Below are 20,554 nucleotides of genomic sequence, written 5' to 3'. Positions count from 1 at the left end.
CCTAACCCCGGCACCTTGCGGTGATCCGGGGCTTTGGCTGGGAAGCTGGGCCGCGCTATTGGTTCGCGGCTCCTTTGGTTTCGCGATGCAGAATCGCGGTGGCCGTTTCAATTTCCTTGATGCGGAGCGCGGCCTGCAGCGCTGCGATCATGCGCTGCAGTTCGGCGATGCGAGCGCGGATGATCTCGCCCTCGGTCATGCTGCACCGCCAGTAATGAAGGCGGGCTCGTCGCCAGCGCAGCGGCAAACGAAGCAGAAGCCGGAATCGCTCGGCATGCTGCCCATCTGCCAAGAGCCAGCCCAGCCGAATTTTTCGGCGAGGGCCTCGGCGGCCTGCGCGTGATTGGCTTCGCTGCTCAAAGCATGATCGAGATGCAGGGTGATGTTGCCAGCGGCAGCGCTCGCCTTGATGCGCGAGCCCTTGGTGTTCGTCGCGCTGAGATACTTGGTGAGGATCGCTTGGTAGGTTCGATGCGCAGTCATTTTCGTGTAGGCTCTCTGGGCTGTGCCCATTGCTCGGTTTTGGGTGCTGCCTCTGGGTGCAGGCTCCAGCCTCGTCGGCCTGTGGAAGGGTTCGAGGCTGGGGCCTTGCCCCAGTTGCAGCGGTTCAGCGGCGAGCCTGCTGCCTTTGATCGAAAATGATAATTCCAAAAGGGCCTATTTTAGAAGCACTTAGATAGGCTCGCTTGGGGCCAGATAGGCTCGCCAAGGGCCAAAATAGGGCCGTGTGGTCCTGACGCCCCAGTGGCAGGTGTCCCCTTGTAAGACGCAATTGCGTCTTGCGAAGGCGGTGACAAAAAAGCCAAGTCTCGCCGGGGAGAGCACGAAATAAGCCGTAACCCATCGCGCAGGGAAAGCCGGGTTGCTCCCGGTTACACCTGTGGTCCTACCTCCGGTGCTTTTTGTTGCACCGGACCCATGGGTGCAATCGGCACCCGGCTTTCCCTGCGCCCTCTGTTTGATGAGAGGGGCAGAACGAATGGCAAAACTCGGGCGCTTCATGTCGCGAGAGTGCGAAGCCATGCTCGCACTCACATTTGTCATCGCCCGGCTCGACCGGGCGATCCAGTACGCCGCGGCCCCTCAGCTCAAGCACGGACGCCTCTGGAATACTGGATCACCCGCATGCGCGGGTGATGACACCGAATACATGGTCTTCGTTGCTGCCGCTCTTCGCAACGACGGTGGTGGAATTCTGGGTCGCGCAACGGCCTTTCTTGCTACCTGCTTTCGCAGGGACGACAGCGCAGCATTCGCGCACCGCGAACTCGCCATTGCCAAACCTCGCATTGACCGTATCGCGATGGCCGGGCACAGCGTGCGGGCGGTGTCATTGAACGGTCGCAAGAGCCGAAGGGGATACCGCCGCATCGGATTTTGCAGTGCAGCAACGGCGCATTTAGCCCCTGCTAAAGGGGCAATGGCAATCGCCGCGGCTTGTCTGTAATGGTGCGACCGGATGTCTCGGGGCCGGTAAACGTGCTCCGCAATTACGCGGGAGGAAACATGCGTAAACTCATATTGGCTGCGGCTTCGATCGCGGCCTTGACCTTTGTCGGGCCGGCGTCGGCGCAGTCGCCTGTTGTCATCAAGTTCAGCCACGTGGTGGCCTCGGATACGCCGAAGGGCAAGGCGGCCGACAAGTTCAAGGAACTCGCCGAGAAGTACACCGGCGGCAAGGTAAAGGTCGAGGTCTATCCGAACTCGACGCTTTACAAGGACAAGGAAGAGCTCGAGGCGCTGCAGCTCGGCGCCGTGCAGATGCTGGCGCCGTCGAACTCGAAGTTCGGCCCGATCGGCATCAAGGAATTCGAAGTCTTCGATCTGCCCTACATCCTCCCCGACCTGAAATCGCTGCGCAAGGTGACCGACGGTCCGCTCGGCGCCCAGCTGCTCAAGAAGCTGGATTCCAAGGGCATGACCGGTCTCGCCTATTGGGACAACGGCTTCAAGCAGATGAGCGCGAACAAGAAGCTGGTCGCGCCCGCCGACTACAAGGGGCTCAAGTTCCGCATCCAGTCGTCGAAGGTGCTGGAAGCACAGTTCCGCTCGCTCGGCGCGATTCCGCAGGTGATGGCGTTCTCGGACGTCTACCAGGCGCTGCAGACCGGCGTGGTCGATGGCCAGGAGAACACCTGGTCGAACATCTACACCCAGAAAATGCATGAGGTGCAGAAGTACGCCACCGTCACCAATCACGGCTATATCGGCTACATCGTCGTCGTGAACAAGAAGTTCTGGGACGGCCTGCCGGCCGATATCCGCGATCAGCTCTCCAAGGCGATGAAGGAAGCGACCGAGTTCGGCAACGGCCAGTCGGCCAAGGAGAACGAGGACGCGCTCGCCGAGATCAAGAAGGCCGGCAAGACCGAGATCATCGCATTGACGCCCGAGCAGGACGAGGCGATGCGCAAGGCGATGATGCCGGTCTACAAGGACGTGGCGTCGCGCGTCGGCCAGCCGCTGATCGACGAATTCCTCAAGGAAACGGGCCGCGGCCCGATGAACTGAGGCGGGTCGCCTATTAGCCGCCAAGAAGGCGGTGCGCTCCCTCTCCCGCTTGCGGGGGAGGGCTGGGGTGGGGGTATCACCGCGAGTCGTATTGTCGATAGAGCCCCCACCCGCATTGCATCTTCGATGCAATGCGACCTCCCCGCGCAAGCGTGAGAGGTGTAACGAGTGCGCGGATGGGCCTCTCGATTGAGAACCGTCACGTAAAAACACAACGAATGCCGTGGCCGGTCGCCGCATCAGGCCATGACAGGGGAGATCAATGCTGCTGAAAATTCTGGATCGGCTCGAGGAAATCATCATCGCGAGCCTGATGGGCGCAGCGACCTTGCTGACCTTCATCACGGTCGTGCACCGCTTTCTGGTCGACGTGCCGGTGCTCTATCCGTACCTGTTCGGCATCAATCTCGCATGGTCGCAGGAACTCTGCATCTACATGTTCATCTGGATGGCGAAGTTCGGCGCCGCCTATGGCGTGCGCGCCGGCGTCCATGTCGGCGTCGACGTGCTGATCAACCGCCTCAATGATTTCTGGCGCAAGCGCACCATCATGTTCGGCCTGCTCGGCGGCGCGCTGTTCACCGGGATCGTCGGCACCATGGGCGCCAAGTTCGTGTTCGAACTGATGCATACCGACCAGGTCTCGCCCGATCTCGAGATCCCGAGCTGGATCGTCTACGCCTGTATCCCGCTCGGCTCCTATCTGATGTGCTTCCGCTTCCTGCAGGTGTGCTGGAACTACTGGTGGACCGACCAGCTGCCGCACCATGACGCCTCCCATGTCGACGGCGTCGAGACCAGCAAGACCGCGCCGATCGCGCTTGGAGAAGCGTGATGAGCGCCGCCCTTATTTTCGGACTGCTGTTTGCCCTGATGCTGACGGGCATGCCGATCTCGATTTCGCTCGGCCTGACCGTGCTCACCTTCCTGTTCACGATGACCGAGGTGCCGATCGAGAGCGTCGGCCTGAAACTATTTTCGGGCCTCGACAATTTCGGCATCATGGCGATCCCGTTCTTCATCCTGGCCGGCACCTTCCTGACCCGCGGCGGCGTCGCGCGGCGCATGATCGCGTTCACGACCTCGCTGGTCGGCCATCTGCCCGGCGGCCTCGGGCTTGCGGGTGTCGCTGCTTGCGCGATGTTCGCGGCGATCTCGGGCTCGAGCGTCGCCACCGTGGTCGCGATCGGCTCGATCATGATGCCGGCGATGGTCGATCACGGCTATCCGAAGCGGTTCGGCGTCGGCGTGATCTCGACCTCGGGCGCGCTCGGCATCCTGGTGCCGCCCTCGATCATCCTGGTGCTGTACGGCGTCTCCACCAATACCTCGATCGGCGCGCTGTTCATGGCCGGCATCGTGCCGGGCGTCGTGCTCGCATTGATGCTGGCTGCGGTGACCTTCTTCGTCGCGCAGCGCAACGGCTATCCGAGGATGCCGCGCGCGACGGTCGGCCAGCAGTTCACGGCGTTCCGTGAAAGCATCTGGGGCCTCTCGCTGATCGCGATCGTGCTCGGCGGCATCTATGGCGGCGTCTTCACGCCGACCGAGGCGGCTGCGGTCGCCGCGACCTATGCCTTCTTCATCACCGTGTTCGTCTACAAGGAGCTGAAGCTCTCCGAGGTGCCGAAGGTGCTGCTGCAGGCGGCGAGCATGAGCTCGATGCTGCTCTACATCATCACCAACGCGGTGCTGTTCTCGTTCCTGATGACGCATGAGCAGATCCCGCAGGAGATGGCGGCCTAGATCATCGACAAGAACTTCTCGGTGTGGATGTTCCTGCTGGTCGTCAACGTCATCCTGTTGCTCGCCGGCAACGTGATGGATCCGTCGTCGATCCTCCTGATCATGGCGCCGATCCTGTTTCCGCTGGCGACCAAGCTCGGCGTGCATCCGGTGCATCTGGGCATCCTGATGATCGTCAACACCGAGGTCGGGCTGTGCCATCCGCCGGTCGGGCTCAACCTCTACATCGCGAGCAGTATCGCCAAGATGGGCATCAGCGAGATCACCATCTCGGTGCTGCCGTGGCTGTGCGCGATGCTGGTGTTCCTCGGCCTGATCACCTACGTGCCGGAGATCTCGCTGTGGCTGCCGCGGTTGTTGGGAATGATCTAGCGACAACAAGAAATCCAAAGCGCGACCTCGCGCTCTGGATGTTTCTGGCGGGCAAAGAAGGGGATTACATCTTGGTAAGAGAGGTCTCCCTGTCCAATCCGTAAGTTGAAGGCGTGGGCAGGGCGCATCATCTTCGAGCAACCTTCAAAGGAGGTTCGTATGAAGAAAGTTCTGCTCGCCGGCGTCGCGGCGCTCACGATTGCCGGTTCGACCGTGGTCTATGCCCAGCATCGTCCCTGGTTCCACGGCCATATGCGGATGAGCCCCGAGGATCGGGCGGCCTTCCTCGACGCGCGGATCGCCGCCGTCCACGCCGGGCTGAAGCTGACGGCGGATCAGGAGAAGCTGTGGCCGCCGGTCGAGGCCGCGGTGCGCGACTTCGCCAAGGCGCGGCTCGATCGCGCCAATGCGCGGATGGCCGCGGAGAAGGCCGACGCGGACAAGGCCGGGAACAAGGCCGAGAAGCCGGACGATCCGGTCGCCCGTCTGCGCGAGCGCGCCGACAACATGGCGGCGACCGCGACGTCGCTGAAGAAGATCGCCGACGCCGCCGACCCGCTCTACAAGACGCTCGACGACAACCAGAAGCGGCGGCTGACGATGCTCACCCACATGGAAGGGCGCGGCTTCGGCGCCGAGGGCTGGCGCCGCCACCGCCTCGAGCGCGGCATGGACCGCTGGGAACGCGGCGGCCGCGACCGCCATTTCGACCGGGACGACGGTCCGGATCAGGAGCGCTCCGGCCGGCTCTGAGAGCCGTCCACCGAGCTCTTCACCAAGCTACTGAAAGGCCGCCGGAATCCGGCGGCCTTTCGGCTGTGAGGAGGGCTGGTAAAAGTCGGGAAAACTTGCGCCCATTTGCTGGACATCGGGGAATCGCTTTGCTAAACGACCGCTCTCTTGCGAGGGTCATTTCCGGACAAGTTCCGGGCGCATAGCTCAGTTGGTAGAGCAGCTGACTCTTAATCAGCGGGTCCCAGGTTCGAGCCCTGGTGCGCCCACCACCCTCAAGAGTTTGGCCCTGCGGGGCTTTTTACATTTTTGCCAATAGAACAAATTGTGCTCATGCGACGTTTTTCGTGGTCGCACGTCGCACGGCATGCGACGACGTCCTCGTCGCCTGGACATGAGCTGGTCCGCGAAGGGTCGCCGCGTGTCGTTGCCGGAAATCGACCGTGAGTCAAAGGGGCGCAGGGCGGAACTGCGAACCGCCATCGGCGTGGCAAATCGAACCGATGGGGTCGCGTTCGTCGTTAGCAGACACGCACAGCTCGCGGTACCATTATGCCGGAAACCGCGGAATCGAGCGCCGCTCTGTTGCGATCAGCTCTTCATCCCGTCCTTGCGCACCTGCAATTCGAGCTGGTCGATACCGGCATCGGCGCGATCGGCATTGCGAGCACGATAATGCTTCACGATGGTCTGCGCGCTTCGGTATGAATGGCCGGTGATGTCGCAGATCGTCAGCAAGTCGCAGCCGGCTCGGTCAAGCAGCATGACGCAAGTATCGCGCAGATCCTGGTCGTGTTTCTGGTCAAGTTCGCCGGCACTATTGACGAACATTAGGGACCGGCACGGCCTCAGGCGCCAGGCTCCGTCATCACCATTGCTGTCACGCGCAGACTGTGCGTCCAACCATTCCGACAGCGCACGCGCGCGCTGATCGACCGAACGAGCTCGCAGCGCCTTGTTCTCTTCATCGAGAGGGAAACGCGTGAAAAGCGCTTCGACGGTTCCGTTCAGTTCAGTGATCAGTCGCTCCGCACGGACGATCGCCTGGCGTACGCTATCGCGCGCGAGAAAGCCGAACACGGCGACCGCGCGCGCGGTCGACACCCAATGGCGATAGGTGCTCTCGTCATAAGGCGCACCATTGTCTTCGTTGACGACGAGTTCACGTGGTACTGCTTCAAGCTGAAGTCGCAGCTTAAGCGTCTTTATCCGGGTGCGCGATGCGCTCAGCCGCGCGCTGAGTTGTCGAGCCTCCTTGATGTCGACGAGCTCACCCGTCTTGCTTTGCCTGAAGGCATGTCGTCCCGGAGTATCGCTCTCGTCGCGCATGATCAAACGGTCGGTCTGGCGCTGCCCCGTGAACAACGCCAGATAGAAGCTGTCACCAATTGAGGCCCGTTCGATGGCATCGGCTGCAGCGACCCAGGCAGAAAACTCCCCCATCGCGACCAGTACGATGCGGCCGTCTGGATGATCGAATTCCATGCCAGCTCGTGGGTTGGGTCCGAGGCGCCACAGGATGCTTTCCTGGCCCCAGGTAAACGCGGCTGACAAAGTAGCAATCATAGCCAGCGCCATATGATGGCCGCGGGTCGACCTGGCATAGTTATAGAACGCCCGGAGCTCCGGCTTGCCGAATGACGACGGAGTGGCGGTCGCGATCGCCTCGAGTTCTCGCGCCGGCTCGGATACGCCGAGCAGCCTGGCGGCGCGGATCTCGGCCCGCATCTTTGCAGCGGCCTCGCGCGTCTGCGGCCGGTGGAGGATGGCTGAAATGCACTTGCGATAGGAAGATTGCGAGGCGGATGAAAGGGCTTTGAACTCGGTCGATTTGCTCCAGTCATCAAGAAGATCCTGGATCGTGGTTCGCTTTCGTATGGTAACCCTCTTCGGCAGTTTGCCCGAGCGCCGCGCCGCCTCAATTTCCGAACTTCGTTTGTCGGAGAATTCAGAAGCCTCCTGAAGATTAAACCATGGGCCTACCGGTCGGCCCTTTTCATCATGGGGCGGATGGCGCAGGTCGGAGTCCACAAAGCCGAGCGCTCTCGCGTAAGCGCCATGCGATGAGCGTGGACGACCGTCACGCCACTTCACGTAGGGGAATTTGGGATCGGCCATGACAAGCCTCGGTGCCGAATTGATGGAGGCACCCATAGGAGTCCAGCGCGATCTTTAATGTCAAGCGCCATGATCTCCGTAAGCTGTTCTCAACCGCGTGCGATGTTCTTCATCGCTTGCAGCATGAGGTAGCACGAATGCGTCATTAGCGATCGTCTTCGGACGCATGGGATGGTGGCGAGTCAGCCACGCGTCGAAGCCAGAACGCTCCCATTTAAGCGGTCCGCGTTCGCTGATTGGTGCGGGCAAGTTGTCACGCTGGTGCCGGATATGGCGCGTGCGATAGAACGTGTCTAATGAGATACCTATTGCCATCGCAACCTCGGCCGAAGAATAAGGGGGCTCTATCCCCTTTGGATTGCCCGGCGAGCGCAAATGCAAAAGTCCGCAACGCCGGCTCACCTTTCTCTCCTTTGACCAAAGTCGATGGAGCATGAAAGCAGACACAATCGAGAGTGAGAAGCGAACGCGGCCGTCGTAGGGAATTTGGATGATATAGGCGGCAAATGTGATGCTGGCCGTCCTGTCGTGTCGTGGGGGGCCGAGCGTGTTCTTCTTGAAGGCCGTACGGACTAATCGAGAGCGAGCCTGCCCGCGTGTCGCAATTGCGCCTTCAATTGCTGCAGGCTAGACACCGCAAAAACGTAAAAGTATGAGCGTCTCCGCTAAACTTGGCAGGCAGGATTGCACATCGCTCAAACGTGAGGCTTTTCGGCTTTATCGTCGAGTGCTTTGTCGACTGGGCGGCCTTCGGCCAATGCTTCGACGGTCTCGACAACGTGCCGACGCGCAGCCGGTTCCTTGATCAAGCGAAACGCTCGCAGCAGTCGGAATATTTCTGCGGCGTCTCGAGCGAGCTGCTCTTTCGTCAAGAATCCCCCATAGTCTATCCGCTGAGGCCCGCTGGCCATTAACGCTATCGGCGGACCCATAGAGGCTGGGCCTTGCCAGAAAGTACCTTGGACGCTTTAATCGAACGATTGCATTACGTTAATCATTTAGTCTGGGTTACTGATGAACGCTATAGAACAAATCATCGCTGGCTACGTGTCATTGAAGGACCGACAAGCTCTGAAAAGATCAGAGAGCATCGCCAACGACTGCTGGACAACGTTCAAACGCTGGGCGTCCCTGGCTTCAAGCCATCGGTCTTGAGCGATACTCTCCGCGAGGAGCTACAACTCATCGAAGCAGCATTGGCTCGCTTCGACGATGATCGGACGGTTCCAGCGAGCGACGAGCGTGAGGACACTGAGACCAAGGCGGCGGGTTCCGTGGTTGACAACGATGGCTTGCGGGAAGCCGAGAGCGACACAGAGCAAAGGTAGTAGTGCGCCGCCGCCGCGACCGCTAAGAAGTTAGATCGGAAAATACTGCTGATCGCAATCGCTGCCGCGCAGTACAGGGCACGATCTCTATCTCGGGAGATATCCCTTCCAGTGTGTTTCCGATACCAGGCAAATTGGCAGGCCGTCGTCACGCCATTCGCAGGCCTTCATGATCTTGTTTCCAAACGACGAGTGCTTCCAAGAGTCGGTGGCATAGATGCCTATGACCAGAACGGTCGTCTTCTGTGTGAGACTGCCGACTTCGGCGCCTAGAGTCTGCACAGCCTGCTCGCACTCCTTGCGGCAGCCAAAGTTGAACGTGCCTGTGAAGCAATATCGTTGACCCGCAAACGTCAGTGGCGGTTCCGGATCATTCAGAGGGAGAGAAGTCGATTTAAGGATCTCACCCAAACCACCTATGTCGCGATTTGAAAACCGATTGAGCGTATCAAGCAGCTCGGCTTTCTCGCTATCATCAACAATTCCGTCGCTCAGCATCTCCGTGACACGCTTGTAGAGCACTCGCACGACCGGTTGGTCGCTGATGTGGAGGTTGGCGGCAAGCCACTTCTGCAGAAATTCAACTTCGGCCTGGCTGATCTGGTTGTCTGCGACCAGGCCCCGCGCAATGCCTATCAATTCGTCGATCTGCCTTGAGCCGATTCTGTCACCACCTACGCGATTGTAGAAATCGTCGCCCGCGGTTTCTGCCATCGAAAATCTCCAAAATATGAACTCAAGCGTAAGCAGCGGGCAAGCGAGACCGTTGTGGCAAATCATTTGTTTACGGTCGCGTCGGCGGCGGTGCTTGTTCCTTGATGTCGTGCGCACCTTCCATGAGTGAACGAATGGCTGCGCCTTTCGTAGCGGCCTGATCAGCTCCGGTGGCGACACGCTCTGGCGTACATTTCGTCGATGGCGGATTGCCGCACTGTCGCGCCAGCGCCTCCCAGCCCACGCACGTGCCTGCCTGGTTGCGGTAGCCCGGGCCGCCGCTGTCGCCGCAAGCTGCCAGCGCCGGCTCACACGCAAAGCAGAGTGCGAGAGCAATCGTGGCTCTCGTGATCATCGCGACGCCGGTGAATATGCGGGCTTAGTGTCAGCTGCCGATGAGGCGCGACCGCTTAATGCAGCGCCAAATGCTGCTGCTGAAAGTCTCTTCATGAAAACGAGCCTCCCCAGTAGCACCGACTTAATCGCAACCAGTGGTGGAGAGCAAGTCCGTAGGTACACGGGGCTAAGGAAATGAGATAACCCTTGGTCGACACGCACCTTTGGCCGGATCGCGCCTGATTCATAACTCGTGCTCGTGTTCCCATCGTCACGACGTTTGCGCCGACGCTATTCGCCGTTGCCCGCCGGCGCCTGGTTTACCCGGTCTTGTCGGTATTAAATCGATCGGCACTCTGCCGATCGTTTCTCTTTCTACGCCTGTCTACGCTCGACAGCGGCCTCTCGTTGCGATCAGGAAAATTCTGCCCTCTCTAATCATCCCCATCGAAGGGCGCTACTTGCCCATTTTCAATGAGGGTGGTGGTGAATTCAGTTCATTCACTCGCACGCTGCGTCGCGCGCTCGATGCTGCGATTTATCTCGATCGCGAGGATGCGTCGATCGTCGAGACGGTGCTCGAAACAAATGGTCGATCGCCGGATCGACCGAAGATCCTGCGGGCCAACAGATGCCGACAGACGTTTCGCGGTCGCTCATCGCGAACGAGCTGCCCGGCGAGCTAGCCATCACATGAGCGGCAATCGTCCGCGCCGCGCTGTCGCGCGCGAGCGTTCGGCGACGTGACCTCGCGGCTAGGGTGCGCCGATCCAGCCCGCATTTTCAGTTCTTCACGCGAAAGGAAATCGTGACATGTTGAGACCGACATTGGGAGCCGTCCTCTTCCTATCGGGGGTGGCCGTTTGGCTTTCCGCACCGGCAAGGGCGCAGGTCCAACATTCCGGGGCGACAACGGCAGCGCAGAACAGCCGTCCCTCGGGCGGTTGCACAGACCAACTCAAGCAGCAGTGGACGGCCATGGGCGGCGCCCTTGACTGCGGCGAACAGAAGCCGGCGCAGGTGCCACAATCGGACGCGAGCGTAAAATCGCTCCCGGCTGCACAGTCGGTGTCGACGCCGCAACCGGTGACCCAAGGTCCCAGCCCGAAAACCACGATAAGCAACGAGGTGAAGTCATTGAACGACAGGCCGACTGCGACCGGTGCTAGCCCGTCGAAGACGAACGGCGACTTGGGAGCGGCTAGCGATGGACTGACCGCTTCAAATCACGCACTCCAGGTTACCAACAATGCGTTAGCCAAGCTGACCAACGACATCGGAAACGGCACGATCGGGTTGGTCCGGCAGACGGACGCAAATGCAGCCGTAACCATTGCTGCCAAGACGGGCGGCAGGCTCGTCGATCTGACCGGCGGCGACGACAGTCGGACCTTGAGGGGCATCACAAATGGCGCTGTCTCACCGCAATCATCTGACGCGCTAACGGGACAACAGCTGTACCGATCCGCTGATTCCGTCGCGACTTGGCTTGGCGGAGGCTCTCACGTCAATCCGGACGGAACTGTGTCGCAGCCGTCCTATGCAGTCCTCGGGGGCATCTATCATGACGTCGCCTCTGCGTTGAATGCTGCGTCCACAAACAGCATTCAATATGACGTCTCGGCAGACGGTCATCGGCTAAATTCGGTAACTCTGCAGGGGGGCTCTCCGGGAACTGTCGCGCTGCACAACGTGGCGGCGGGTACCGCGGCGAACGATGCGACGAATCTGAAACAGCTGAATGATGCTCTCGCCGTGCTGGGCGCTGATGACCGGGCGTACACAGATCGGAAGGTGGCCGAGGTCGACCGGCACGCGCGAGCGGCTGGTTCAGCAGCGATGGCAGCGGCGGGACTCGCCTTCTCAGATGAAGCCAAAGGCGACCGCTCTGTAGCAATTGCGATCGGCACTTTCCGTGACTCGATCTCGCTGGCTGGGGGGCTCGCCTACCGCGTGAGTGATGCGGTGCGTGTCAAGGCAAGTGTGTCCTACACGCCGGACACTGGCGACGTCGGAGGCTCCGCTTCCCTCGGTGTCAGATTCTGATCTCCTCGGCGCCGCGCCGCTGTCGTTCGGATCCGCCGTCCTCAAGCCGGAAACAAGCCATGCCCAAGTCACGCTTGCCTATTATTGCTGCTTGGCTCTTGCCATTGGCCCTGGCCGGTTTGTCGGCGGCGATCGCTTCCGATCCTTCACCCGGGCCTCCGGGCCAGCCTGGAGCCGCCCCTGCGAGCATCTTACCCGAACCGGCGAGAGCGCAATCGCTTGGATTCGAGTGGGCGAGCGTGTTCGCGCCAGGGAAATCGGTCGCGGCGGGCGACTACACCCGCACGATCAGGCCTTTCCTCGATTGGACCCAGATTTGCGATGAAGTCCGCAACGTGCGGCGCATTTGCTATCTTGAAACGATTTCGCGCGACGACGCCGCACTATTGAACTGGCGTATCGCGCTAACCAAGGATGGGCGTTCGATGGCCCTGATCATGCTACCACGCGACAGCAGCGCAGAGGTCGGCGTTGCGGTAACTTTTGGCGGCTTCACGCGAATCGCCAAGCCGCTGATCTGCGACCAAGCGCTATGCGTCGCAACGTTTCCGGCGGACAGCGCGTTGATCTCGTTACTTGTACGTGAGGACCACGCCACGATTGTGTTCGAGCGAGTTGGCAAGCCCATCGCGATGATGGCGAGCCTGCGCGGCCTAATGTCGGCACTGACAGATCTTTCGCTAGCGGCTGCTCCTGGCACCTCGGCCCGCCCTCCAGCGGCAAAGCCCGTTGCCCGCCGGCCATCGACCGGAGTCGTTGCCGAAACCTCAGGTGCTGGCGGCGCCTGGAACGGCGTCCGATGACGCTTGGCACTTGAGAATAGAACGACGATCCGCTGGCTGTTTCGCTCGCAAGCGGGGGCAGTTTGAGGACTGATAAGCAGATGGTCGCGAATCAATGAAACTTCAGAAATCCGAACACCGCGATGTCGGGATTTCCCAGATAGTCGGACCCGACCACTCGACCGTCTGCTCTTTGATCCCGGGGGGCATGGCGCGATTGCTTCGATGGGACGAGAGATCATACCGGCACGTACTTGAGATGACAGGGCGAGCTGGCGCAAGAACATCGTCGGTTACGAAGCCTGTCGTGACCTCCGTTCTCGCTTCCGCTAGCGAATCAGGTCATTCATTTGGAGAGCAAGATAAAGCAGCACGCGCTGCTCGTGAGCTGCGAGCTTCAAACCTGTTATACGCTCGATCTTATCGAGTCGATAAGCGATGGTCTTTTGGTGTGTTCGGAGTTCTCTTGCCGTCGCCTGCTGAGAACAATTGCATGCGAAGAAAACACGCAAGGTTTGCAATAGGGTCTCTCGTTGCGGGCTCTTCTCCTTTAACAGCCCTCCTATCGATTGTCCGACAAATCCCTGAAAATCGGTCCCTTCCCGGATACTCATTAGAAGACCGGCGACTCCAACGTCATTGTAGTCGATGACCGCTGCTGTACGACTCTGGCAGGCCACATCCAGGGCGATGCGCGCGTCCCGCCAAGCTGACGGTATCGACATAGGTTCCGAGCAACCTCGGCTCAGGCCGACGCGCGCGGTACATCCAGGAACGCGGCGCATGATCTCGACAATAAGACTTTGGGCAAAATCACGAGCCTTGACACTCTCGCAGCTCGAGATAACGAGGGCGAGTTCGTTGCCGCGCAGCCCGGACAATTTTGCGATTTGACGTCCTGGTAAATGGTTCGGAGCTTCAGCTACTGACCGGCGACGACCTTCTATTTCTCCACCGGTCAGGACGCCGGATTTGTCCGGCTTGTCTAGTCCGTCGATGCGACAGACGGCGATGCAGTACTCTGCGGGGATTTCAGCATCCAGCTCCTTGGCGCGTTGAAGCGCCAACTGCCGTAGATGGTCCGTTCCTTCCAGAAGATCCCAAGTCAACGTCGCGAGCTTGTCGCTGAGTGCACGCGCTGCCGCCCTTTCTTTGGTTTGATGGAGTGCGGCAGTAACACATAGTTCTGTAATCGCGAGCTGTGCGCTTTCATTTTCGATCTCCGGGTTGAGCATGACGGCCCAACCCAACTGTTCTGACCCTGCCGTTATGCTCTGAAACGCGAACCGCAGTGCTCCAGCTGATATCGTCTTGTATCGAGTATCAGGGCCTCTATTTTGCGAGATCGCGATACGAACCGCGCGGAGAACTGCGTCCGTAGCTGCCGTTCGAGGATGGCAGGCCTGAACATCCAAATGTTTGTCCAGAATAAGCACGGGGCTGTGAAGATGTTGATGCGCGCGTTGCGCAATTTCGCAAAGGCCGCCGCCATCGAGTAAGGTAGAGATAAGCCCTTCCTGAAGATCGGCGGAATTGCGGATGACGTTATACCGCTGCTGGAGCTTGGAATGCGCATCCTCTAGCTCCCGAGCGGCGGCTTCGCGCGCGTCGAGCAGGGCGGCATTCTCGATCGCAAGAGACGCAAGATTAGCGAGCGTAGCGAGTTCCGCCGTATGCTGCGGCGTAAATGTCGATGGTTTGCGACGCCAGACCTCGAGAACGCCGATGACCTGATCCTGGGACATCAGCGGTACCGCGAGGGCAGAACGAACGCGTTCGGCCCGCGCCAAGCTCATGAAGTCACGGCTGATGATCTCGCTTTGTACGTAGTCTTCGATGGAACAAGGCTGACGAGTTTCGAGGACGCGTCCGCCGACGCCCTGTCCGGCCTTCATGCGAAGGGCCGCCGTTTCCGCTGCCAGATTACCCGTGCAGCGCTTCATGACCAGCGCTTCTTCTTCGAGGAGCATGATGCCGCATATATCAGCGGAGAGCCTCGCTTTCGCCTCATGCGTGATCTGGAGGAAAATCTCTTGGAGATTGCGGCTTTTCAGAATTTTGTTGGCGACGCGTTGGAAGACGCGGATCGCTTCGAGCTTGTCGGGATTGCCGTTGCGGGTCTCGCTGGATGCGATCGCGAGCCTGAAGACGTGCGACAGGGTCGCGGCGCGCTCACGCAGTGCATCGGAATCGGTCATGCCCTCGACGAGGAGAGCCACGCTTCCGACCTGGACTGGAACCAAGATAGCGTCCTCGAATCGCATCATATCGATGAACGAGTCGGGAAGCCGCTCTATCAGCGCTTCATCGGCGCCATCGTTGAGTTTCTCCCATTCACGCCAGGCGCCGGCCGAGCGGACCAGGAGTCGGACATCTCGGACAGCAAGGAGATTGCGGAACAATATGCGGGCTTCGGCGAAGAGCACCTGAGGCCCGCGATCTGCTGCTTCTGAAAGGGAGATGATCGCTTCTCTCAGCACTGCGAGCCCTTGGTGCGGATCATCACTAAACGTCCCTCGCTGAGCCAGTAGCGCGGTCCCACTCATTGAGCATCCTCCAGGCGGCTCAAGTTCGGCACCGCGGCGCTCGTCTCACGCGAGCGTTCTTGTGCGGTGCAATATAATTGCCGCTCCTGTAAGAGCTTGCGCTGCTTAGCTTAATTTGGCAACCGCCGGACCAGCCGTATTAGAGCCGGGGGTCGATAACCGCTTTCATGATCCGCTGGGCCTTGAGGTCGGCATACGTCTGGGGAGCGGCCGCAAACCCGATCTTGCGATCGATGACCACGGTTGGATCGAGAGCGCCCGTGGTGATGAGCGAAAGGAGACGAGGACGAAGACGGATCGAATCCCCGATCGCGAAGCCCAGGGTCAACTCGTTGGCAAAGCTCCTCGCCAATGGAAACGGCCACGTCTCAGCTGCATGGGCGCCTACCGAGATGATTCGGCCTCGCTTTCGCACCAAGTCAAACGCCGCCGTGAGAGCGGATGCGCCACCTACGGCCTCGATGACAACATCGACGCCTTCTCCGTCTGTCACGCGGCTGGCCAACTCGCGAGCCTCTTGCGGCGACGCCGCAAGACTGCCGTTTGCGCGGGCGAACTCGCGGCGTCCTTCGCTCGGCTCCACCACGATGACCGCGCCCGCTCCAGCGGCCTGCGCCGAAAGACTCGCAAGTTGACCGACCGTTCCGCCGCCGATCACTGCGACGATCTCGCCCGGCAAGAGCCCGCTGCGCTCTACGGCCGCCCATCCCGTCGCTAGATTATCCCCGAGGAGGATTGCAGCCTCGTCAGAACAGCCCTTTGGCATACGTCCGAGCGTCGTGTCGGCATGCGGGACCCGCACGATTTCGGCCTGCGCACCGGCCAGGGGCAGCCCGAAAGAAGTGCCTGTCCCGAAGAAGGCTCGCTCCGGACATTCCCAATGGTCGCCCCGCTCACAACACCGGCAACGGCCACAGGCGGTGAAGTCGGACGCCATAACCCTGTCACCGACGGCAAATCCGGTCACGGCACTCCCGATAGCCGTGAGCACACCCACGAACTCGTGGCCGATAACGGCTCCTGGCTGGATGCCCGCAAAATCGCCGGCAATCACATGCAGATCGGTACCGCAAATGCCGGCTAACTCTACTCGAACCAGAGCGTCTCTGGGGTCCTCGAGCCGAGGCGGCGGTACGTCCCGTACCGCAATTGCGCCCGGTCCCTGGTAGACGATTGCGCGCATGTCAGGCCAATTCGGAGATGCGTTTGGCGATGCTTCCGGTGGCCGCCGCAAGCGCGGCCCGCTCATCGGGCCGCAGCGGCAGTTCCGCGATTTCCTTCACTCCGTCCGTGTCTAGTCGGACCGGAAGCCCAATGCGCGTATCGTCAACGCCGTAGGCGCCTCCCGATTGAACGCACGCGGCGATCAATTCGCTGTCTCCCTTCACCATGGCTGCCACCATGGACGCTGCCGATTCGGCCGGAGAGAAATAGGCGCTGCCCTTCTGAAGTAGTTTGACGACCTCGGCGCCGGAGTCTCTCGCGCGCTCCACGATCGCAGCCAGGCGGTCCTTGGGGATCAGTTGCTCGAGGGGACGACCTTGGACCTTGGCAAGGCTCAAAGGAATCACCATCTCGGCGCCGTGGCTGCCCAGCGCGATTGCATCGACGTCCTCTGGCCGGGCGATTCCTTCCAGGGCGACGAGCGAGCAGAAGCGTGCGCTGTCGAGCACGCCCGCCATGCCAATGACCCTTGCCGAGGGAAACCCCGTCCGCTTCGCCATCAGGTGGGTCATTTCCTCAAGTGGATTTGTCACAACAACGACGACCGAAGCGGGAGCATAGCGACGGATCCCGTCGGCGACGTTTCCTACTATTTCTGCGTTCACGCCGGTGAGATCAGTTCGGCTCATGCCCGGTTGACGGGGACGGCCGGCCGTCATGACGATGTAGCGTGCTCCCTCAAGCGCCGAGAGATCGGTGCTTCCCTCGATCCTGGTCGTAAATCTGCGCAGCGGGGCGCTGTGCCACATGTCGAGGGCCAATCCGGCCGCAAGTCCAGGGACGATGTCAACGAGTGTGACCCGCGAGAATAGCGATGTTTCAGCGAGGCGCAGCGCCGTCATGGCGCCGACGTGACCGGCGCCGATGACCGCAGCCCGCGGTCGATCGTCACGAGCGGCGGATGCCGCATCTCCTTGAACCCGCATCGCGGCGGGGACCGGCGCTCCACGACGATACAGAGCGCCCGACAGCGCTCCGGGTTGCACGGCACCGGCGTTAGCTATGGGTTTGGCCGCGGGCTCTGCCTTCGCCGACAATTGGACGGTCGGCCGCGAAGGGGCCACGACAGGCGATGTCACTTCTCTTGCGGAGCTGCTGGATCGCTCGATCCGAACGTTCAACTCCTTGGCGCGATCGGCGGCAAGCGGCGTGAGGATATCTCTCGCTCCGACGACGAGTACCCCATTTGCATTCTCTACATCCGCAACGGAGACGACGCTCATTTCTTGCCTCCCAGCTCCTCGAGTGACGCAACAGCAGCTTTCGCTGCGGTCTCGACTTCGCTCTCGGTCCCTGAGATAAACAAGCGGCCAAACCGGCCCACCGCACGAACTTCAATCAGGCTGATGTTTGCGGCCTTTTCTGCCTCATTGCCGGCGAGCGTGACATACGCCGCCGGTGTCGCCTCGAGGACGAAAAGGCTGGACCTCGGCAGCAGCAGATTGCCCTTGCGCCACTTATTGATGAGCTGTGCTTGGTAGGGATTAACATTGGTGACGAATTGCGACGAAGCGATCGTCGGTCGCACCCGATCTTCCTCTTTGAGGCCGAGATAATCCAGCACGGCTTGCCCTGCGGCGTGCACTTCCGATTGCGTGTGGGAGTGAATCTCCAGGAGACCGAACTCTCGTTCGATAATCTGCAGCGCCGGGCGGACATCAGCTGCCTTCAAGGCGATGTCTGCGCAGCGAAAGATCTCGTTTCCGGGCGCGACTTCGATGAAGAGCTCGGACATCCCCGCGACAGGCACGTCTCCTTGACACGTTGAGGCGACATGCGCCGCCGCTTGAGGCTGCATGCTATCGATGAAGGCGTACGTGCGTAATTGAAAATCCATGGGTCAGCTCATCGCGATTCCGAAGGGGGTTACGAGTTCCGAGTGAGGGTATGCCGTGGTTTGGATTCCGCTAAAGCGAGCGACAATGGATGCCGCATGAGGAACCCGAACCGCACCGCCGACGAGGTGGATAGATCGGACAGTATGGTCTCCGATCTGGCGGATGATCGAGCTTGCTATCCGCTCGATGCCGGGGCGGAGAATGTGCGAGTAGTCCTGCTCGCCTTTGCGTTTTCGCTCCTCGGCGTCCTCCACGGGAATTCCCAAGGCGCCGGCCAGGATCAGATCCAGATGATGACCGCCGCCCGGTTCGTCATCGAGTGCAATGATGACGCCGTCCGATACGATGCCGACGCCCGTCGATCCGCCGCCGACATCGACGATCACCCCATCATGCAACCGAAGCAAGGCCTGCGCCGCAGTCACTTCATCAACCAGATGGCGGCAGGTAATGCCCGCGTTCTCCAGAACGTAGTGGCAGGCACGAGCTTCTGCCTGGGGGACGCCTGGAGGAAATGCAGTAGCCGCTTCGGCAATTTCGCGCTCCAGTGCTGACGTGGCGGTTTCTTTGAGCTGTTTGACAGCGCTCACCGCGTCCGCGAAGTTGACAACGACACCGTCACGCACGGCTTGGCAGGGCAGGCTGTCCCAGTAGACGGGACGCCCTTGTGCATCCACGGCGGTCAGAACGATCGTTGCCGTGCCGAGATCGACGCCGAAGGACAAGGCGTCAGACGAGCAAACCGGGGCACGATACGTCACGGCCGCCTCTTCGAGAAACGCGGTGGCTTCCTGACTGGGCATGGGCCGAAGGGATCGCGTGCGCGCGAGCATGCTCAGAGTCCCATGTTCGCTTGATAGAGTGAGCGCCACGGCCTAATTTCGTGAGCGACACGCTTGATGTTGATGAGATGAAGCGGGGTCACGTTGTCTGAAACAATCGAGCCGCTCCAGGTCCCAGTGCCGAGCATGAAGGATGGGTCAGTCGCGCAGCTATACCCCATGCCGCCAAACAAGGTCGGGGTGTTGATGACGATGCGTCCAGCGGGAAGCGACGCGAGCGTAGCGATGACCTGGTCGTCCTCGCAGTGAAGACCTAGCGTATGCCCTTCACCGCCAAAGGCGAGAATCTGCCGGCACCGCTCAAAGCCAGCTGAAAGGTCCGCAGTGCGGTAGAAGGAGAGGACGGGCCCGAGAATTTCGCGCGAGAGGGGAGCCTGTGGGCCCACTTCGGCCAATAGGGCGCCAAGCACCTTGCAGTCGCTGGGAACGCTGACGTTGATCTGGCGAGCCAACTCCTGCGCGGAAAGGCCTACCGCTTCCGGCCTGAATTCGCCCTTATCGGTGAAGATGATCTCGGCGAGCCGGTTCTGATCGGTGGGGTTCAGAAAGAACGTCCCCTGGGCAGCGAACGCCGCGAGACCAGCCTCGGCGATTGGCTCGTCAAGCACGATAGATTGCTCGGCGACGCATGCCGTGCCGTTGTCGAAGGATTTCGACGTGATAGCCATCAGCGAGGCTTCCTTCACGTCCTTCACTGAACGGTGGACGTAGACCGGCACATTCCCAGCGCCGACGGCGAACGTGGGTTTGCCGCTTGAATAGGCGGCTCGCACCATTCCAGGCCCGCCCGTCGCGAGCACAACTGAAACGTCGGGATGCCGCATCAATTCGCCAGTCGATTGGATGGTCGGTAGCGAAAGGCAGGAAATCAAGCCCTTTGGCGCTCCGGCCTTGACCGCAGCGTCAGCCATGATCTCGGTAGCTCGCATGCAGGCTCGAACGGCGCGCGGGTGGGGTGCGCATACGATTGCGTTGCCTGATTTGACGGTCGCGAGGCACTTGAAGAGCACCGTCGAAGTTGGATTGGTTACGGGGATAATGGCCGCAATCACGCCCATCGGAGAGCCGACCGCGGTCATGCGATTGGCTTCGTCCACCCACAGCACGCCGACGGTCCGCATCGGAAGCATCGATGCGGCAACAAACTTGGTATTGTAGAGGTTCTTGAGGATCTTATCCTCGTACACTCCGATCCCAGTCTCGTCGACAGCCATTCGGGCGAGCTCCTGGGCGGCTGCGGTACCCGCATCCGCCATAGCTCGAACGATGCTGTCGACCTTTTCCTGGTCGGCACCAACAAATGCCTGAAAGGCCAAGCGGGCTTGACGCGCCTTGCTGCGCGCGTCCGCCAAGCCTGCCAAGTCAGAATCAAGATCCAATGCCACGCCCATGCGCTCACTCATGCCTTCGGATTGCGAG

At 60.6% G+C, this 20,554-nt stretch carries 17 protein-coding genes, 1 tRNA gene and 1 pseudogene; 9 read left to right on the top strand and 10 right to left on the bottom strand.

Features of this window, described 5'->3' with window-relative positions; genetic code table 11:
* Positions 1–55: 55 nt before the first annotated feature.
* Positions 56–199 (bottom strand): hypothetical protein, encoded by a 144-nt coding sequence (locus HAP48_RS49045; RefSeq protein WP_166208350.1) that lies wholly within the window; start codon positions 197–199, stop codon positions 56–58.
* A complete protein-coding gene (locus tag HAP48_RS49040) occupies positions 196–513 on the bottom strand; it encodes a hypothetical protein (protein ID WP_166208347.1) in 318 nt (105 codons plus the stop codon). The genes HAP48_RS49045 and HAP48_RS49040 overlap by 4 nt, the downstream gene beginning before the upstream one ends.
* 466 nt (positions 514–979) lie before the next feature.
* Here HAP48_RS49040 and HAP48_RS49035 point away from each other — a divergent pair, with 466 nt between their 5' ends.
* The 6 genes and pseudogenes from HAP48_RS49035 (at position 980) to HAP48_RS49010 (ending at position 5,633) form a co-directional block, all read left to right on the top strand.
* On the top strand, positions 980–1,447 hold the full coding sequence (locus HAP48_RS49035) for a hypothetical protein (protein WP_166208344.1): 468 nt from the start codon (positions 980–982) through the stop codon (positions 1,445–1,447).
* Between the two features lie 59 nt (positions 1,448–1,506).
* Entirely contained in the window at positions 1,507–2,511 is a 1,005-nt protein-coding gene (locus tag HAP48_RS49030; RefSeq protein ID WP_166208341.1) for a TRAP transporter substrate-binding protein, read from the top strand.
* 262 nt (positions 2,512–2,773) lie between these two features.
* Positions 2,774–3,346: a TRAP transporter small permease gene (locus HAP48_RS49025; protein ID WP_166208338.1), complete on the top strand. Its 573-nt coding sequence runs from the start codon at positions 2,774–2,776 to the stop codon at positions 3,344–3,346.
* A pseudogene (locus HAP48_RS49020) lies at positions 3,346–4,629 on the top strand (TRAP transporter large permease). The gene HAP48_RS49025 and the pseudogene HAP48_RS49020 overlap by 1 nt, the downstream one beginning before the upstream one ends.
* A 159-nt stretch (positions 4,630–4,788) precedes the next feature.
* On the top strand, positions 4,789–5,382 hold the full coding sequence (locus tag HAP48_RS49015; RefSeq protein ID WP_166208335.1) for a Spy/CpxP family protein refolding chaperone: 594 nt from the start codon (positions 4,789–4,791) through the stop codon (positions 5,380–5,382).
* 175 nt (positions 5,383–5,557) lie between these two features.
* Positions 5,558–5,633: transfer RNA gene (locus HAP48_RS49010), tRNA-Lys, on the top strand.
* A 319-nt stretch (positions 5,634–5,952) separates the two neighbouring features.
* Here the strand turns inward: HAP48_RS49010 and HAP48_RS49005 are convergent.
* Positions 5,953–7,479: a site-specific integrase gene (locus tag HAP48_RS49005; RefSeq protein WP_166202873.1), complete on the bottom strand. Its 1,527-nt coding sequence runs from the start codon at positions 7,477–7,479 to the stop codon at positions 5,953–5,955.
* Between the two features lie 944 nt (positions 7,480–8,423).
* Here HAP48_RS49005 and HAP48_RS49000 point away from each other — a divergent pair.
* Positions 8,424–8,807, top strand: coding sequence for a hypothetical protein (locus HAP48_RS49000; protein WP_175612285.1), 384 nt, complete (start codon positions 8,424–8,426; stop codon positions 8,805–8,807).
* Positions 8,808–8,894: 87 nt separating this feature from the next.
* Here HAP48_RS49000 and HAP48_RS48995 read toward each other — a convergent pair whose 3' ends face one another.
* Positions 8,895–9,521 carry a BRCT domain-containing protein gene (locus HAP48_RS48995; RefSeq protein ID WP_166208330.1) on the bottom strand — a complete coding sequence of 209 codons (627 nt, stop codon included), beginning with the start codon at positions 9,519–9,521 and terminating at the stop codon, positions 8,895–8,897.
* A gap of 1,149 nt (positions 9,522–10,670) precedes the next feature.
* On the opposite strand from HAP48_RS48995, the gene HAP48_RS48990 reads away from it, so the two are divergent.
* Together HAP48_RS48990 and HAP48_RS48985 are read left to right on the top strand one after the other, a co-directional pair.
* Positions 10,671–11,903 carry a YadA-like family protein gene (locus HAP48_RS48990; RefSeq protein WP_234622347.1) on the top strand — a complete coding sequence of 411 codons (1,233 nt, stop codon included), beginning with the start codon at positions 10,671–10,673 and terminating at the stop codon, positions 11,901–11,903.
* Positions 11,904–11,962: 59 nt separating this feature from the next.
* The gene (locus HAP48_RS48985) at positions 11,963–12,706 is read left to right on the top strand and encodes an invasion associated locus B family protein (RefSeq protein ID WP_166208324.1); all 744 of its coding nucleotides are present in this window, start codon (positions 11,963–11,965) and stop codon (positions 12,704–12,706) included.
* A gap of 308 nt (positions 12,707–13,014) precedes the next feature.
* On the opposite strand, the gene HAP48_RS48980 is transcribed toward HAP48_RS48985, so the two are convergent.
* The 6 genes from HAP48_RS48980 to HAP48_RS48955 form a co-directional block, all read right to left on the bottom strand.
* On the bottom strand, positions 13,015–15,231 hold the full coding sequence (locus tag HAP48_RS48980) for a helix-turn-helix domain-containing protein (RefSeq protein ID WP_166208321.1): 2,217 nt from the start codon (positions 15,229–15,231) through the stop codon (positions 13,015–13,017).
* A gap of 139 nt (positions 15,232–15,370) precedes the next feature.
* A complete protein-coding gene (locus HAP48_RS48975; protein WP_166208318.1) occupies positions 15,371–16,414 on the bottom strand; it encodes an alcohol dehydrogenase catalytic domain-containing protein in 1,044 nt (347 codons plus the stop codon).
* Between the two features lies 1 nt (position 16,415).
* Entirely contained in the window at positions 16,416–17,678 is a 1,263-nt protein-coding gene (locus tag HAP48_RS48970) for a malate dehydrogenase (protein WP_166208314.1), read from the bottom strand.
* Entirely contained in the window at positions 17,675–18,292 is a 618-nt protein-coding gene (locus tag HAP48_RS48965; RefSeq protein ID WP_166208311.1) for a BMC domain-containing protein, read from the bottom strand. Before HAP48_RS48965 ends, HAP48_RS48970 begins: the two co-directional genes overlap by 4 nt.
* Positions 18,293–18,295: 3 nt before the next feature.
* Entirely contained in the window at positions 18,296–19,126 is an 831-nt protein-coding gene (gene eutJ, locus HAP48_RS48960) for an ethanolamine utilization protein EutJ (protein WP_166208308.1), read from the bottom strand.
* Positions 19,127–19,128: 2 nt separating this feature from the next.
* On the bottom strand, positions 19,129–20,538 hold the full coding sequence (locus HAP48_RS48955; RefSeq protein WP_210292783.1) for an aldehyde dehydrogenase family protein: 1,410 nt from the start codon (positions 20,536–20,538) through the stop codon (positions 19,129–19,131).
* Positions 20,539–20,554 lie beyond the last annotated feature (16 nt).

It is taken from the genome of Bradyrhizobium septentrionale, assembly GCF_011516645.4.
Taxonomy (GTDB): Bacteria; Pseudomonadota; Alphaproteobacteria; order Rhizobiales; family Xanthobacteraceae; genus Bradyrhizobium; species Bradyrhizobium septentrionale.
This window is presented reverse-complemented; position numbering and strand designations above follow the sequence as displayed.